The sequence below is a fragment of the Mesorhizobium sp. C089B genome (genome assembly GCF_030323125.1).
Classification (GTDB): Bacteria; Pseudomonadota; Alphaproteobacteria; order Rhizobiales; family Rhizobiaceae; genus Mesorhizobium.
Window position 1 is genome coordinate 4,306,018 of the sequence record NZ_CP100469.1, and the last position, 15,304, is coordinate 4,321,321.

Consider the following 15,304-nt stretch of genomic DNA (forward strand, 5'->3'; position numbering starts at 1 on the left):
CTCAAGCGACTAGGACAACACCATGCAGATCGGAATGATGGGACTGGGCAGGATGGGCGCCAACATGGTGCGCCGCCTGATGCGCGACGGCCATCAATGCGTCGTCTACGACATCAACCCGGCAAGCGTTGCCGCCCTGGTTGCCGATGGCGCCATCGGCGCCGCATCGATGGAGGAGTTCGTCGGCAAGCTTTCCAAGCCGCGCAGCGCCTGGCTGATGCTGCCGGCGGCGATCACCGGCAAGATCGCCGACCAGGTGGCAGCATTGATGGAGCCCGGCGACATCATTATCGACGGCGGCAATTCCTATTATCACGACGCTGTCGACCAGGCGGCCGAGCTTGCGGCCAAGGGCCTGCACTATGTCGATGTCGGCACCAGCGGCGGCGTCTGGGGCTTGGAGCGCGGCTATTGCCTGATGATCGGCGGCCCCGATACGGCGGTCAAACACCTCGATCCGATCTTCGCCACGCTGGCGCCCGGCGCCGATGCCGGCGCCACGCCCGACAAAGCGGGCGGAACCGCACCCTTTGGCTACCTGCATTGCGGACCGAGCGGCGCCGGTCATTTCGTTAAGATGATCCACAACGGCATCGAATATGGCGTCATGGCCGCCTACGCCGAAGGCATGAACATCCTGAAATCGGCCAATGCCGGCAAAAGACAGCGCACGGCGGACGCCGAGACCAGCCCTTTGGAAAACCCGCAATACTATCAGTTCGACATCGACCTGCCGCAAGTGGCCGAGGTCTGGCGCCATGGCAGTGTGATCGGCTCCTGGCTGCTCGACCTCACCGCCGGCGCTCTGAAGAGCGACCCGGCATTGGCCCAGTTCGGCGGCCGCGTCTCCGATTCCGGCGAAGGCCGCTGGACGCTGAAGGCGGCGATCGACACCGGCGTGCCGGCGCCGGTTCTGTCCTCGGCTTTGTTCGACCGCTTCTCCTCGCAGGGCGAATCCGAATTCGCCGACAAGCTGCTGTCGGCCATGCGCTATGCCTTTGGCGGCCATGTCGAAAAGCCGAAGGCCGGCAAGTGAAGGCCGCAGGGGAGACGCGCAAGATGAGCCCGGAACGGTCCGACACGCTGGTGCTCTTCGGAGCAACCGGCGACCTTGCCCACAAGAAGATATTTCCGGCCCTCTACCAGATGGTAGCCAAGGGGACGCTGGCAGAGCCGGTGATCGGCGTCGCCTTCGATGCCTGGGACATCAACCAATTGCAGGCGCGGGCCCGCGACGGCATCGTCAACGCTGTCGGCAAGATCGACGAAAAGATCTTCGCCAAATTCGCCAATCTGCTGCGCTATGTCAGCGGCGACTACCGCGACGGCGCGACCTTCGAGAAGCTGAAGACGGCGCTCGGCTCGGCGCAGCGGCCGCTGCACTATATGGCGGTGCCGCCGACCATGTTCGAGACCGTCGTCCAGGGGCTGGAGCAATCCGGTACCGCGCATGGCGCGCGGCTGATGGTGGAAAAGCCGTTCGGCCACGATCTCCAATCGGCGCGCTGGCTGAACCGCGTGCTGCATCTGGTGTTCGAAGAGCAGTCGATCTTCCGCATCGACCACTATCTCGGCAAGGAGGCGATCCAGAACCTGCTCTATTTCCGCTTTGCCAATTCCTTTCTCGAGCCGATCTGGAACCGCAACTTCGTCGAAAGCGTACAGATCACCATGGCCGAGGACTTCGGCGTTGAAGGCCGTGGCAAATTCTATGACGATGTCGGCGCTATCCGCGACGTGATCGAGAACCATCTGCTCAACATCCTTTTGCTGCTCGCCATGGAACCGCCGGTCGGCCGCTCGGCCGACGATCTGATCGACGAGAAGGTGCAGGTGCTGCGCGCCATCCGCACGCTGACCAAGGACGACGTCGTGCGCGGCCAGTTCACCGGCTACCTCGCTGAACCCGGCGTGAAGCCGAACTCGCCGGTCGAAACCTTTGCCGCGGTGCGCTTCATGGTCGACACCTGGCGCTGGCAGGACGTGCCCTTCTTCATCCGCACCGGCAAGAACATGCCGGTGCATGTGACCGAAGTGATCGTGCGGCTGAAGCGGCCGCCGCTCGACGTCTTCGATCCGATCAAGCCCAGCGACGCCAATTACGTGCGCTTCCGCATCGACCCGCAGGTGGCGATCTCGATCGGCGCGCAGCGCAAGGCGCCCGGCGACGACATGGTCGGCGAGCAGGTCGAGCTCACCGCGCTGGACGATTCGAAGGGCGACATGCCGCCCTATGAGCGGCTGATCGGCGATGCCATGAACGGCAATGGCCAATTGTTCACCCGCCAGGATGCCAGCGAGCTTGCCTGGCGCATCGTCGGCCCGGTGCTGGGCGACACCACGCCGCCGCATATGTATGAGCCGAAGACCTGGGGGCCTGCCGACGCCATGGCCAGCTTCGGGCCGCCCAACGGCTGGATCAATCCGAGTTGAGCAATTCCAGGAAAAGTGCGAGCGGTCTTTCCGTCCGAAATTGGGTAAAAACAAAGAGTTGGAGCATTCCCCCGTTTCCCTGAAACGCGGGAATGCGCCAAGTGAGCGGAGGAAACGACATGGCCAAGGCAACCAGGCCCGCGAAGGCCAAGGCCGAACCGATCGTGCTGACGATCGATGTCGGCGGCTCGCATGTGAAAATCCTCACCAGCGCAGGCGGCGAGATGCGCCGCGCCGATTCCGGACCGGACCTGACGCCGCAGCAGATGGTCGCCACGGTGAAGACGCTGGCCGAAGGGCTGGCCTATGACCTGATCTCGATGGGCTATCCCGGCCCGGTCAGGCAGAACAGGCCTTCGCTCGATCCCGCCAATCTCGGCAAGGGCTGGGACGGCTACGATTTTGCTGCCGCCTTCGGCAAGCCGGTCAAGGTCGTCAACGACGCGCTGCTGCAGGCGATCGGCAGCTACGATGGCGGGCGCATGCTGTTCCTCGGCCTCGGCACCGGCCTGGGCGCGGCGATGATCCTCAACAATGTCGGCCAGCCGATGGAACTGGCGCATCTGCCGTACCGCAAGGGCGGCAGTTTCGAAGATTATGTCGGCGAGCGCGGCCTGGAGAAATACGGCAAGAAAAAATGGCGCAAGTACGTTTTCGACGTCGTGGGGCGGCTGCGTGCGGCGCTGCAGCCGGATTATGTCGTCATCGGCGGCGGCAATGTCGACAGACTGGATGAATTGCCCGCCACATCCAGGCGCGGCGACAATACGCGCGCTTTCGAGGGCGGTTTTCGACTATGGCGCGACAAGGCGCTGATCGTCTGATAGTATTAAAATTCAGTATAGTTGTTCAAAATGACGTGTGGCGCGATACGAAGTCATTGCGTTACGCAGATTTGGCGATTAGATCGGTGGCACCGGATGGAATCATCTGGCGCAACCGCACATATGCGGCAAGACAAATGACTAGAGCGGATTTCCGGCTCCGCTGGGACCACTCTGGGAGTTTCCGCCACCCCCCTAGCGACGGAGAGATAAATTGGCCGACGACAGCAACGACTCTGACAAGGACATCGACCTGCTCGAGCTTACCGCCCATATCGTGTCCGCTTACGTCGAGAAGAACCGCTTGCCCGTTGCCGGCCTGAGCGATCTCATCGCCAGCGTTGCGGCGTCGATCGGCGGGCTCAGCCAGCCGCCGGCCCCAGTGGCGGCGCCGCAGATCCCGGCCGTCAATCCCAAGCGGTCGGTGACGCCGGATTACATCATCTGCCTCGAGGACGGCAAAAAATTCAAATCGCTGAAGCGCCATCTCGGCGTCCATTTCAACCTGACGCCGGAAGCCTATCGTACCAAATGGGCCCTGCCGGCCGACTATCCGATGGTTGCCCCCAATTACGCGGCGTCGCGCTCCGAGCTGGCCAAGTCGATCGGCCTCGGCCGCAAGGCCGCAGTTGCCGCGCCGGCGAAAGCCAAGGGCCGGAAGGCCAAAGTTCCGGCCTGAGTGGGATCAGCGCCTCGGCCCTGAGCCAATCGTTTGGACGACTGGAACAGAAGCCTGCCGGCGAATGAGCCTTGGCAGGCTTCGTGCTTTTATGGCTTGTACCTCTGAGTGTCAGGACTTTGGGGGAGCAGCCATGAACTACGCCAGAATGGTGATCGAGAAAGAGGCGCCGGAGGAATACGGCTACGATCGCATTCGGTTCAATCTCTCCGAAAGCTCGATCGCCGATCAGAAACTCTCCGACGTCGGCCTGTCGCTGCCGGATCTCACGCTGTTCTACGGCGAGCATCGCGGCGACAAGGAGTTGCGGGCGCTGATCGCGGCGCAGGATTCCGGCATTTCGCCTGACGATGTTCTTGTGACCGCCGGTGCGGCGGGCGCGCTCTTCATCATTTCGACCTCGCTTCTGTCGGAGCGCGACCACCTTGTCGTCGTCCGGCCGAACTACGCCACCAACATCGAGACCCCCAAGGCGATCGGCTGCGCCATCTCCTATGTCGATCTCGATTTCGACGCAGGCTTTGCCATCGATTTCGGCCGCGTCGCCGCCAGCATGCAACCGAACACCAAGCTGATCAGCGTCACCTGCCCGCACAACCCGACCGGCACGATGATGGGCCGGGCCGATCTCGACGCGCTGATTGCGCTGGCCGAAGCGAGCGGCTGCCATCTGCTGGTCGACGAGACCTATCGCGACCTCTCCTATGGACAGCGCCTGCCGGCGGCGGCTTCTCTCAGCCCCAAAGCGATCAGCGTCTCGTCGCTGTCGAAAGCCTTCGGCATTCCCGGCATCCGCATTGGCTGGCTGATCACCAGCGATGCCGAACTGCAGGAGCGCTTCCTCGCCGCCAAGGAGCAGATCGGCATTTGCGGCAGCGTCATCGACGAAGGCATTGCGCGCGGCATGCTGGGGCGCCGCGACACTTTCTTGGCCGCGCTGCTGCCCGAGATGGCGAAACGCCGCGACATCGTGCAAGACTGGATCGACCGCGAGCCGCTGGTCGACTGGGTGCGGCCACAAGGCGGCGTCGTCGGATTTCCAAGGCTCAATGTCAGTCCAGACTTCGACCTCGACCGTTTCTACGTCAATCTCTTGGAAAACCACGGCACCTATGTCGGTCCCGGCCACTGGTTCGATATGCCCAAGCGCTTCTTCCGCGTCGGTTTCGGCTGGCCGAAAGAGGCGGAATTACAGGGCGGCCTCGACGCCATCACCGCCGCGCTGAGGCAGTAACGTCCGCGTGCAATCGGGCGAGCGGCTGGAAAACCGCTTGATCCAGGCCCGATTTTCACGCATACGCGCTCCGAACTTTGATAAGTTTCATTGGCCGGAACAGCGCCCATTTCCGGGAAGTGCCCCGCCGGCCAATGCAAGCAACGGGGCCTGTATCCATGACATCCCATTCCCATACACCGCCTGACCGGCGTTACGCCGCCTTCCGCCATCGCTCCTTCCTGAGCTATTGGGCGGCGCGTTTCCTGACCACCTTCGCCACCATGATCGTGTCCGTCGCCGTCGGCTGGCAGATCTATGATCTGACGCGCGATCCCTTCGATCTCGGCATTGTCGGCATCGTCCAGTTCCTGCCGTCGCTGCTGCTGGTGCTGGTCACCGGCGTTGTCGCCGACCGTTTCGGCCGCCGCCTGATCATGGCGCTGGCGACGGTAGTCGAGGCAGGTTGTGCGCTTGTCCTGTTGTACTTCACGCTGCGCGGTCTCGTCAGCCCGCTGCCGATCTTCATCGTGCTGGCTATGTTCGGCCTGGCGCGCGCTTTTTATGGGCCGGCCTCGTCTTCGCTGTTCGCCAACCTTGTTCCGCCGGAAGATTTCGGCAATGCGATCGCCTGGAACTCGTCCGCCTGGCAAACGGCGACCATTGTCGGCCCGGTCGCCGGCGGCCTGCTCTATGGCGTCTCGGCCGAAGCCGCTTACGCCGTTGCCTCCGTGCTGATGCTGGTGGCCGGTCTGCTGATCTTCACCATTCCGAAACCGGCCCAGCAGAGCGCCACCGACAAGCCGACGATGGAGACGCTGTTTGCCGGCTTCCGATACATCTGGAGCGAGAAGATCGTCCTGGGCGCCATCTCGCTCGACCTCTTCGCCGTGCTTCTGTCCGGTGCCTCGGCGCTGCTGCCGGTCTATGCCCGCGATATTCTGGAACTCGGCCCGTGGGGCCTCGGCCTGCTGCGCTCGGCGCCCGGCATCGGCGCCATCTGTGTCGCGGTCTGGCTTGCCGGGCATCCGCTGCGCGACAGTGCCGGCAAGATCATGCTCGGCTTCGTCGCCGGGTTCGGCGCCTTCACCGTGCTGTTCGGCGTCTCGACCATCACCTGGCTGTCGATCCTGGCCCTTGCCGGCCTCGGCGCCACCGACATGTTCAGCGTCTATATCCGGGAGACGCTGATCCAGCTGTGGACACCCGACGAGGTGCGCGGCCGCGTCAACGCCGTCAACCAGGTCTTCGTCGGCGCCTCCAACGAAGTCGGCGAGTTCCGCGCCGGCACCATGGCGGCGCTGATCGGCACCGTGCCGGCGGTGGTGATCGGCGGCGTCGGTGCGATTGCCGTCGCCGGACTGTGGGCGGTGCTGTTTCCGCAACTGCGAAGGGTGCGGCATCTCAACAGCCGCAACTGATCGAGTAAGCCGCAGGATCCGGCGCTCGGTCCAAATCAGCTTGCGCCGATGACGGCTGAGATGGGCCGGAAGCGGATGGGCCGGTTCTGGGCGAACTAGCCAGATGGCGGGGCAGCCACAGGGTGGACATTTTAGTCCATATGGAAAATGATTATGTTGCCATGCACAATACTGCAGTGCTCTGGTCTCGACGAGAAACCTTAAATATAGAAGAGAACCACCCGACCTCCGGGTCCAGCTAGCGGGGACGCAAATGGACACTTCAGGGAATCGGCAATCGCATCGCGACGCAAGCGGGCGACCCAGCCGATCGGTCGGCTGGCTGGCCCGCTCCGCCGTCCCAGTGGCATTCCTGCTCGGTATGGCTTTCAGCAGCAACGCGTTTGCGCAGGACCAGCAGCTGCCGGTGGTGACGGCGGCCAAGCCGGTGGTGCGTGAAATCGTCGAAGACGACGAGTTCGTCGGGCGCTTCGAAGCCGTCGACGAGGTCGCCATCCGTTCGCGCGTCAGCGGCTATCTGGACAAGATCAGCTTCCAGGACGGCGCACTGGTCAACAAGGGCGACCTGCTCTTCACCATCGACCAGCGTCCGTACCAGGCGGCCTACGATGCCGCCAAGTCGCAAGTAGACGTCGCCAAGTCCCTGCTCGAATTCTCCAAGATGCAGCTGGATCGCGCCGATGAACTCGCCAAGACCGGCAATATCTCGGCCGCGACGGTCGACGACCGCCGGCGGGAATACCTTTCGGCGCAGGCGCAGATGCAAGGCGCGACGGCTGCGCTGACGACGGCCAACCTGAACCTGGAGTTCACCGAGATCAAGGCGCCCTTGTCCGGCCGCATCGACCGCCGGCTGGTGTCGGTCGGCAACCTCGTGCAGCCGGATTCCACCTTGCTGACGACCATCGTCACGCGCGATCCGATCGACTTCTATTTCGACGTCGATGAGCGCCTGTATTTCAGCTACGCCCGCGACGCGAAGGAGCGCGGCGGCAGCATGCAGGAAGGCGCCGGCGGGCTCGAGGTGGTGGTTCGCGTTGCCGACCGCGCGGAGGCGGTATTCAAGGGCAAGCTCGATTTTGCCGAGAACCGGATCGACAACGCGACCGGCACCATGCGGGTGCGTGCAAGGTTTGCCAACGCCGACGGCGTTCTCCAGCCAGGCATGTTCGGGCGCATCAACGTGCCGGGGTCGCTGCCGCATAGCGGCGTCCTGGTGCCCGACGAGGCGGTCGGCGCCGATCAGGATCGCCGCATCGTGTACCTGGTGGATGAGGCCGGGATGGTGTCGGCGAAGCCCGTGCGCACCGGCCCGCTTCTCGACGGCTACCGGGTGATCCGCGCGGGCCTGACCGGCGACGAGACGATCATCGTCAACGGGCTGATGCACGCCAGGCCCGGCACCAAGGTGAAGGTCGAGATGGTGACGTTGCCGCCCAAGGTCGAGACCGCCGGGTTGCAGCAATGAGGTTCGCCCATTTCTTCGTCGACCGTCCGATCTTCGCATCGGTGGTTTCGATCGTCCTCCTGATCCTCGGCGGGATTGCTTATACCCAGCTGCCGATCGCGCAATATCCCGAGATCGCGCCGCCGACCATCGTCGTTCGCGCCCAGTACCCGGGCGCCGACGCCGAGACGGTCGCAGCGACGGTGGCAACGCCGATCGAGCAGGAGATCAACGGCGTCGAGGGCATGCTTTACATGTCGTCCTATTCGTCCGGCGACGGAGCGATGGCGCTGACCATCACCTTTAAGCTAGGCACCGATCTCGACCAGGCGCAGGTGCTGGTACAGAACCGCGTCTCGGTCGCCGAGCCGCGCCTGCCCGAAGAAGTCCGCCGCCTCGGCATCACCACCATCAAGAGCTCGCCCGACCTGATGATGGTCGTGCACATGCTGTCGCCCGACAATACCTACGACCAGCTCTACGTCTCGAACTACGCCCGCTCGCGGGTGCGCGACATACTGCTCAGGTTGGACGGCGTCGGCGACCTCATCATCTTTGGCGAACGCGAATATTCGCTGCGCATCTGGCTCGATCCGGAAAAACTGTCCGCCCTGGGGATGACCTCGGGCGATGTGGTGCAGGCGCTGCGCGACCAGAACGTCCAGGTGTCGGGCGGCTCCATCGGCGCGCCGCCGACCAATACCGGCACGGCGTTCCAGTACACGGTCACCACGCAAGGCCGCTTCAACGACGCACGCGACTTCCGATACGTGATCGTCAAATCGGCCGAAGACGGCCGCCTGATCCAGCTGCAGGACGTGGCGCGCATCGAGCTCGGCGCCAAGGATTACGTCACCAACTCTTATCTCAACGGCAAACCGGCGGTGGCGCTCGCCATCTTCCAGCGGCCAGGCACCAATGCGCTCGCCGCAGCCGCGGAGATCCAGGACAAGATGAAGGAGCTTTCCCAGGACTTCCCGAAGGGGTTGAGCTACGACATCGTCTACAATCCGACCGAGTTCGTCGCCGAGTCGATCCAGGAGGTCTACAAGACGATCCTCGAGGCGATGGTGCTGGTCATCATCGTCATCATCGTCTTCCTGCAATCGTGGCGCATGGCGATCGTGCCGATCGTGGCGATCCCGGTGTCGCTGATCGGCACGCTGGCGGTGCTTTACGCCGCCGGCTTCTCCCTCAACATGCTGACGCTGTTCGGCCTCGTGCTGGCCATCGGCATCGTCGTCGACGATGCGATCGTCGTGGTCGAGAACGTCGAGCGCAATATCGCCAGCGGGCTGGCGCCCAATCCGGCGTCGCACCTGACCATGGACGAAGTCGGAACGGCGGTCATCGCGATCTCGCTGGTGCTGATAGCGGTGTTCGTGCCGACAGCCTTCATTCCCGGCATTTCCGGGCAGTTCTACCTGCAGTTTGCGATCACCATCGCGGTGTCGACGGCGATCTCGGCATTCAATTCGCTGACGCTCTCGCCGGCCTTGGCCGCGCTGCTGTTCAAGCCGCACCACACTGCTGCGGCGCCGCCGCGCTTTTTCCTGGCGCGGTTCGGACGGGCGCTCGCCGACGGCTTCAATCGCGGCTTCGACAAGGTCGCCCATTGGTATTCGAGCATCGTGCGCGTGCTGGTCGGCTCGCGAATAGCGATCGCCGCCACGCTGGCCGTTTTCGCGGCCCTCATCTACGCCACGGTCTGTATGGTTCAGACGGTGCCGCGCGGTTTCATTCCGTCGCTCGACCAGGGCTATGCGATCGTCGTCGTCCAGTTGCCGGACGGCGCCTCGCTATCGCGGACCGATGCCGTCATCCAGCAGGCGTCGCAGATCATCCAGAAAACGCCGGGCGTCGACTACGCGGTCGCCTTCGCCGGCTTCTCCGGTGCCACCTTTACCAATGCCAGCAACGCGGGCGTGATCTTCGCCAGGTTCAAGCCGTTTGACGAGCGACTGGAAGCCGGCCAGTCCGCGACCCAGGTCATCGGCAATTTGTTCGGCAGCCTGCAAAGCATCAAGGAAGCCTTCATTATCGCACTGCCGCCGCCGCCGATCCGCGGCGTCGGCAATGCCGGCGGCTTCAAGCTGCAGATCCAGGAGCGCAACAGCGCCGACATGCGGCAGATCCTGGCGCTTGCCTATGAAATTGCCGGCAAGGCCAACAAGACGGCGGGGCTGACCGGCGTGTTCACCACCTTCTCCGCGTCCAGCCCGCAATTCTTCCTGGCGATCGATCGAGACAAGGCGCGCATCCTGAACGTGCCGATCCCCAACATCTTCGAGACGCTGTCGATCAATCTGGGCACCGCCTACGTCAACGACTTCAACGCTTTCGGGCGCGTCTACCAGGTGCGCGCGCAGGCCGACCAGGCGTTCCGCCTCGATCGCGCCGACATCTTGAAACTGAAGGTGCGCTCGGCGACCGGCGCGCTGGTTCCGCTGGGCACGTTGATCGAGATCCGCGACGTCACCGGCCCGGCGCTGGTCCAGCGCTACAACATGTACGTCTCCGTGCCGCTGCAGGGCAACGCCGCGCCCGGTGTTTCCACCGGCGATGCGCTTGCCAAGATGGAAGCGATCACGGCACAGACGTTGCCGGCCGGTACCTCCTACGAATGGACCGAACTCGCCTATCAGGAGCGCAACACCGGCAATGCCGCTGTCTATATCTTCGGACTGTCGGTGCTGTTCGTGTTCCTGGCGCTGGCGGCGCAATATGAAAGCTGGGTGCTGCCGTTCGCCATCGTGCTGGTGGTGCCGCTCGGCGTGCTCGCGGCGTTGCTCGGCGTGTCGTTCCGAGGGCTGGACAACAACATCCTCGTGCAAATCGGCCTCATCGTGCTGATCGGACTTGCCGCCAAGAACGCGATCCTCATCGTCGAATTCGCGCGGCAGGCGCAGGAACGCGGCCTGTCGGCCGCCGAGGCTGCCGTCGAAGCCTGCCGGCTCAGGCTGCGGCCGATCCTGATGACCGCCTTCTCGTTCATCCTCGGCGTCGTGCCGCTGATGATCGCGACAGGCCCGGGCGCGGAAATGCGCCAGTCGCTCGGCACCGCGGTGTTCTCCGGCATGCTCGGCGTCACCTTCGTCGGCCTGTTCCTGACGCCGGTGTTCTACGTCACGCTAAGGTCGCTGTTTTCACGGCGCAAGCCGCATGCCGAGGCCGAGCCTTCGGCACCGGCAGAGGTGCCGTCGGAGACGGCCGCCGAGTAGTGTTACACGGGCAGTTCGTGGCGCTGCCGACTATTTCGTTTTGGTGTTGAATTCACGGTTTGCGGCATAGTCGATAGTGAAGGTGCCCGCAGGAGCGCGAACGCCCTGCTTCACGTTGGATATGGTGACTGTCGAGGTAAGGCCCCTCTCGTCAGTCAGGGTCCATCTGCGTAGATCGAGCGATTCCCTGTCAAACACCATAGTGATATTCGAATTGCCGAAGGCCGACTTGTCGGCCAGCCTGATGATCACCTGGGCGCCATCGTCCCTGATACTTTTGAGGCGATTGCCGGAAAAGTTGACCTGATTGTCGAGGAGCAGCTTGAGCGGCGTCTTCGAGAGAGCATAAAGCCGCGATGTCTTGAGCTTCTTGTTATAGACCACCAAGGATTTTCCATCTGCAATTACGCTGACCCCTGATTGGCCTGCATAGTTGAACCGGATCTTGCCCGGCCGCTGGAGGAAAAATTTCCCTTTGGTCCTTTCCGCTCTTGGGCCCGACTGGACAAAGTCCCCGGACATGGACTTTACCGATGAGAAGTGATCGGCAATCGTCTTCGCTTCTACAGGTGCGGCCAAGGCCGCGGTCGAAAGTTCGGCGTTTATCGCGACAGCGCTGACAACGGCGAACCAGAAAGCCAGCAGTCTTTTGCTGTTATATGCCATTCAGTTATCCTACCCCGAGCAGGCGCGTGATCGAAAGAGATCACGCGCCTTTGAGATCAGTAGCCGTCCGGGCACTGAGCAACGTAAACTCGACCGTTCCGACCGCGATATCTGCACTGGCCGGCTTCGCTGGCGTGCCCGATGACCGCCCCGGCCAGCGCTCCGACCGCCCCGCCAACAACCGCCCCTTTTACCGGGTCGCCGGCCACTGCTGCGCCTACAGCTGCGCCACCCAAACCACCGACGGCAGCGCCTTGTTCGGTGCGGGAGCATGCCGCGAGCGGAATGAGTAGGCTCAAAATGAGCAGCGTCTTCTTCATTGGTTCTCTCCTGGGGCCGTTATTAGCCGAAGCTTAAATGCGCCACGGAGTTTTTCGATCCATCGGAGTGTTTGGGGCGCAATCCAAATCTGCGGGAACGGGCTAAGGTCCCGGATCCATCGTACACGCCTCCCAGAGGTAAGTCGTCTTTGGGCAAGCTCGGCCGTTCAGAGTAGTTGGATTTTGCTCTATCCCTCAGTAGGCTTGCCGAAGATCAGGCTCAAAAATTCGCTCAGCCAGCGCTTGAGGTGCATATCCCAGATCAGCCGGCCGCCGAGATGGTCGCGGCCGGGCTGCGCGCCGGGCAATTCGAAACGGTGCGCGCCGCGCACCACCCAGCGCTGCATCATCAACCGGGTCAGTTCGCCATGGAACTGGATGCCCCAGGCATTGTCGCCATAGCGAAAAGCCTGGTTGGGGTAGGTTTCCGCCGTCGCCAGCAGCGTCGCATCCCTGGGCAGCGAAAAGCCTTCGCGGTGAAACTGGTAGACCATGTCGGGCCAAGGCAGCAGCTTCTTGCCGGCTTCGGTCGGCTTCAGCGGATACCAGCCGATCTCGACCAGCCCCTCGCCATGCCCCTCGACCTTGCCGCCGAGATGATTGGCCAGCATCTGCGCGCCAAGGCAGATGCCGAGGAAGGGCCGGTTCTCCTTTAGCGGAACATTGAGCCAGTTGGTCTCGCGGCGGACGAACTCATCTTCGTCATTGGCGCTCATCGGCCCGCCGAACACCACGGCGCCGGCGTGTCCCTCCAGCGTCTCCGGCAGGCTGTCGCCGAGAGGCGGCCGGCGGATGTCGAGGTCGAAACCTTCCTCGAGCAGCATGTGGCAACCCGGCCGGGGCTCGAAGTCTCCTGATGCAGCACGATCAGGACTTTTGGTTTCGAGCTCGGTCTGGGCGGCATGGAAAGGCGGAATCCTATTCGTCGCTCGACGTTCCGCTGGCGCCGGGCGCGGCGGCCGCCGCCTTGCGGCGCGCCTCGACGCGATCCTGGCGCTCGACGCCGATCAGTTCGGCGACGCGCCAGACGGTGTTGTCCTCCAGTTCATGCAGTTCGCCGTCGGCATAGACGATTTCCCACATCAGGCCGATGAAAGCCTTGCGCGCCTCGGCGTCGAGATGGCGCTTCAAGACGCTGGTGAAGGCATAGAGGTCGATCGCCTCATTGTCGGCGCGCTCGCCGGCGGCAGCCAGTGCATCGAGCTCGTCGCCGCTGATCGAATAGCTCTGCGCCAGCACCTGCTTGAACCGCTCCCACTCGACATCCTGGCGCACGCCGTCGGCATTCATCACATGATAGAGCAAAGCCGACGCCGCAACGCGCGGATCGTCCGCATTGGCGCGAGCCCCAGCCCCGGAGGGCAGGTCTTTCAGAAAGGCCAGGACGCGTTCGAACATGGTGCTCACTTCACATTATTGGAGCATGATCTTTTCCAAAAACCGGTATCCACTTTTTGGGATCATGCTTCAGGGATCAAAACAGGCGGAAGCGGCGCGGTGACTTCTCCGCTTCGTCATCGGGGTCGACGCCGGGGTCGTCGGGCAGCCGCGCCAGTTCCTCGGCAGGTTCGACGGGTTCGGCGTCGTTTGGTATTGCGGCGAAAGCGGCGGCGGTGACCGGCGTGACCTGGTCATCGCCCACAGCGGGCTTCGGCTCGATCGGCGCCTCGCTGCTCGTCCTGGCGATGGCCGGATGATCGATCACTTCGGCTTCCTTTGCCGGTTTGGCAGGTGCCGCAAGCACCGGCACATCGGCTTCGTCTTCATGGCTGTCGATGAGCTGGCCCAGCCGCTCCATCGGCGCGCGCCAGGCGAAAGCATCGAGCTTGCCGCTGACCGGCGATACCGGCGCCCAGCGTTCGGAGACGACGCCGTCGGCGACCCAGGCCGGATCCCGCGGCGCCCTGACCGCCTTGGACAGCAATTGCCTGATCTTGCCCTGGTCGCCGGTCTCTGCCTCCTCGATATCGGCCAGCAGCAGGTAAGCGCCTTCCCGGCGATCCATGCGGATCGCCGCTTCCGCCTCGCCGCGGGCGGTGGAAAAATCCTGCGCATCGAGCGCGGCGCGCGCCACCGTCATCGACGATTCGGCATTGTTGCGCTTCAGCTCCTGCAGCTTCTTCGCCCGGTTGAGACGATCGACCACGGCATCTCCCGGCCTTGCATGGGTGTAGAGCTCGGCGATCTCGGGATGCGGCTCAGCCTTCCAGGCTGCCTCAAGGATCTTCGAGCCTTTGCGCACATCGTTCTGTTTGAACAGAAGATTGGCGGCTGCAACCGCGGCCGGCGCGAAATCGGGCGCGAGCTTGTTGGCCTCGAGAGCGGCTGCCTTGGCTGCATTGGGGTCGCTGTCGGTCAGCGCCTGCGCCTTGGCGGTCAACAGCACAGCGCGGCGGCGATTGGCGGCGTCGCGTTCGATCTGCCTGGTCGACTTCTGCGCCTCCACCAGCTTCAGCGCGCCGTCCCAGTCGCCGCGCCCGGTCAGATCCTCCAGCGTCGATTCGGCGGCCCAAGCCAGTTGCGGCGCGACGGAAGCGGCGCGGCCGGCATAGTGACGCGCGGCGTTGCGGTCGCCGAGCCGTTCGGCTTCGAGATAGAGCCCGCGCAGGCCAAGCAGCCGCATTTCGGGGTCGTCGAGCATGGCCTCGAATTTTTCGCGCGCGCCCTCATGGTCGCCTTCGAGCAGCGAGGCTTGCGCTTCGAGCAACTGGATCAGCGGCTCCTGGTCGGAGCGGATCAGCTTGGCGGCTTCCTTGGTCTTCTTGCGGGCTAGCGCGCCGTCGCCGGCGCCGGCTGCGATCATGCCGGTCGACAGCGCCTGGTAGCCGCGGTCGCGGCGGCGCACGCGGAAATAGCGCGAGATCGTGTATGGGCTGTTCCACAGCGACTTGATCAGCCACCAGACGATCATCACCGCTGCGACGACGGCAACGATCGCCACCGCAGCCACCATCAGGCTGACCTGGTATTGGTAACCGTTGAAGGTGACGACCATCTCGCCGGGACGATCGGCCAGCCAGGCAAAGCCAAGACCGAGGGCGAAGACGGCGCCGAGAAAGATGAGAATGCGGATCATCGTG

Annotated in this window: 12 protein-coding genes and 1 pseudogene; 8 read left to right on the top strand and 5 right to left on the bottom strand. The window is 63.6% G+C overall.

The genetic code is table 11. The features are described from left to right. The first annotated feature begins 22 nt into the window (after positions 1–22). From gnd to NLY44_RS21310, 8 genes are all read left to right on the top strand, one after another. Positions 23–1,036 (top strand): phosphogluconate dehydrogenase (NAD(+)-dependent, decarboxylating), encoded by a 1,014-nt coding sequence (gene gnd / locus NLY44_RS21275; protein WP_023683928.1) that lies wholly within the window; start codon positions 23–25, stop codon positions 1,034–1,036. A 23-nt stretch (positions 1,037–1,059) separates the two neighbouring features. Next, entirely contained in the window at positions 1,060–2,433 is a 1,374-nt protein-coding gene (gene zwf, locus NLY44_RS21280) for a glucose-6-phosphate dehydrogenase (RefSeq protein WP_023806415.1), read from the top strand. Positions 2,434–2,552: 119 nt separating this feature from the next. Continuing rightward, on the top strand, positions 2,553–3,257 hold the full coding sequence (locus tag NLY44_RS21285) for an ROK family protein (protein ID WP_023806416.1): 705 nt from the start codon (positions 2,553–2,555) through the stop codon (positions 3,255–3,257). A gap of 214 nt (positions 3,258–3,471) precedes the next feature. Beyond that, the gene (locus tag NLY44_RS21290) at positions 3,472–3,936 is read left to right on the top strand and encodes a Ros/MucR family transcriptional regulator (protein ID WP_023670470.1); all 465 of its coding nucleotides are present in this window, start codon (positions 3,472–3,474) and stop codon (positions 3,934–3,936) included. A gap of 133 nt (positions 3,937–4,069) precedes the next feature. Next, positions 4,070–5,170 (top strand): pyridoxal phosphate-dependent aminotransferase, encoded by a 1,101-nt coding sequence (locus tag NLY44_RS21295; RefSeq protein WP_023806417.1) that lies wholly within the window; start codon positions 4,070–4,072, stop codon positions 5,168–5,170. Positions 5,171–5,328: 158 nt separating this feature from the next. Then, a complete protein-coding gene (locus NLY44_RS21300; protein ID WP_023670472.1) occupies positions 5,329–6,570 on the top strand; it encodes an MFS transporter in 1,242 nt (413 codons plus the stop codon). A gap of 361 nt (positions 6,571–6,931) precedes the next feature. Next, positions 6,932–8,038 (top strand): efflux RND transporter periplasmic adaptor subunit, encoded by a 1,107-nt coding sequence (locus NLY44_RS21305; protein ID WP_023687741.1) that lies wholly within the window; start codon positions 6,932–6,934, stop codon positions 8,036–8,038. Further along, a complete protein-coding gene (locus tag NLY44_RS21310) occupies positions 8,035–11,238 on the top strand; it encodes an efflux RND transporter permease subunit (protein ID WP_023806418.1) in 3,204 nt (1,067 codons plus the stop codon). The genes NLY44_RS21305 and NLY44_RS21310 overlap by 4 nt, the downstream gene beginning before the upstream one ends. A gap of 30 nt (positions 11,239–11,268) precedes the next feature. Here NLY44_RS21310 and NLY44_RS21315 read toward each other — a convergent pair whose 3' ends face one another. The 5 genes and pseudogenes from NLY44_RS21315 to NLY44_RS21335 all read right to left on the bottom strand — a co-directional run bounded on the left by NLY44_RS21315 (position 11,269) and on the right by NLY44_RS21335 (position 15,300). After that, complete coding sequence (locus tag NLY44_RS21315) at positions 11,269–11,904, bottom strand: LolA family protein (RefSeq protein ID WP_023747360.1); 636 nt, start codon at positions 11,902–11,904, stop codon at positions 11,269–11,271. A gap of 56 nt (positions 11,905–11,960) precedes the next feature. Further along, positions 11,961–12,224: a YMGG-like glycine zipper-containing protein gene (locus NLY44_RS21320; protein WP_023670477.1), complete on the bottom strand. Its 264-nt coding sequence runs from the start codon at positions 12,222–12,224 to the stop codon at positions 11,961–11,963. Between the two features lie 188 nt (positions 12,225–12,412). After that, positions 12,413–13,128 (bottom strand): annotated as a pseudogene (locus NLY44_RS21325) (glutamine amidotransferase). A 14-nt stretch (positions 13,129–13,142) separates the two neighbouring features. Further along, positions 13,143–13,622, bottom strand: coding sequence for a tellurite resistance TerB family protein (locus NLY44_RS21330; RefSeq protein WP_023702389.1), 480 nt, complete (start codon positions 13,620–13,622; stop codon positions 13,143–13,145). A 76-nt stretch (positions 13,623–13,698) separates the two neighbouring features. Continuing rightward, positions 13,699–15,300, bottom strand: coding sequence for a heme biosynthesis protein HemY (locus tag NLY44_RS21335; protein ID WP_023806421.1), 1,602 nt, complete (start codon positions 15,298–15,300; stop codon positions 13,699–13,701). Positions 15,301–15,304 lie beyond the last annotated feature (4 nt).

Excerpts from the sequence above, each read along its gene's own strand:
- NLY44_RS21295 (WP_023806417.1), top strand. The coding sequence starts at position 4,070 with ATGAACTACGCCAGAATGGTGATCGAGAAAGAGGCGCCGGAGGAATAC.
- NLY44_RS21300 (WP_023670472.1), top strand. The coding sequence starts at position 5,329 with ATGACATCCCATTCCCATACACCGCCTGACCGGCGTTACGCCGCCTTC.
- NLY44_RS21310 (WP_023806418.1), top strand. The coding sequence starts at position 8,035 with ATGAGGTTCGCCCATTTCTTCGTCGACCGTCCGATCTTCGCATCGGTG.
- NLY44_RS21315 (WP_023747360.1), bottom strand. The coding sequence starts at position 11,904 with ATGGCATATAACAGCAAAAGACTGCTGGCTTTCTGGTTCGCCGTTGTC.
- zwf (WP_023806415.1), top strand. The coding sequence starts at position 1,060 with ATGAGCCCGGAACGGTCCGACACGCTGGTGCTCTTCGGAGCAACCGGC.
- NLY44_RS21305 (WP_023687741.1), top strand. The coding sequence starts at position 6,932 with ATGGCTTTCAGCAGCAACGCGTTTGCGCAGGACCAGCAGCTGCCGGTG.
- NLY44_RS21335 (WP_023806421.1), bottom strand. The coding sequence starts at position 15,300 with ATGATCCGCATTCTCATCTTTCTCGGCGCCGTCTTCGCCCTCGGTCTT.
- NLY44_RS21320 (WP_023670477.1), bottom strand. The coding sequence starts at position 12,224 with ATGAAGAAGACGCTGCTCATTTTGAGCCTACTCATTCCGCTCGCGGCA.
- NLY44_RS21285 (WP_023806416.1), top strand. The coding sequence starts at position 2,553 with ATGGCCAAGGCAACCAGGCCCGCGAAGGCCAAGGCCGAACCGATCGTG.
- NLY44_RS21330 (WP_023702389.1), bottom strand. The coding sequence starts at position 13,622 with ATGTTCGAACGCGTCCTGGCCTTTCTGAAAGACCTGCCCTCCGGGGCT.
- gnd (WP_023683928.1), top strand. The coding sequence starts at position 23 with ATGCAGATCGGAATGATGGGACTGGGCAGGATGGGCGCCAACATGGTG.